Here is a 256-nt window from a genome sequence, read left to right as displayed (position 1 = left end):
CGACATGCGCCGTATGCGGGAACATGTCCATCACGCCTGCTGAAACCAGACGATAGCCATGTTCGCGCACCAGGATGCCGGCATCGCGCGCCAGCGAGCCCGGATGGCAGGACACGTAGACGATGCGCCGCACGCCCTCCAGCGGCAGCTGCGGGATGCAGGCATCGGCGCCGGTGCGCGGCGGGTCCAGCAGCAGCTTGTCGAAGCCCTGTTTGACCCAGGCTTCTCCGCGCAAGTCCTGGCTCAGATCGGCGGC

The 256-nt window shown here is 67.6% G+C and carries 1 pseudogene; it reads right to left on the bottom strand.

From position 1 onward, the window contains the following. Positions 1 to 256 (bottom strand): annotated as a pseudogene (locus FLQ44_RS11400) (23S rRNA (uracil(1939)-C(5))-methyltransferase RlmD); the annotation flags it as partial.

Origin of the sequence: Vogesella mureinivorans (assembly GCF_007644035.1) — a bacterium.
In the GTDB taxonomy this organism is placed as follows: Bacteria; Pseudomonadota; Gammaproteobacteria; order Burkholderiales; family Chromobacteriaceae; genus Vogesella; species Vogesella mureinivorans.
Note: the sequence above shows the minus strand (reverse complement) of the source record. Positions and strands in the feature narration are given on the sequence as shown.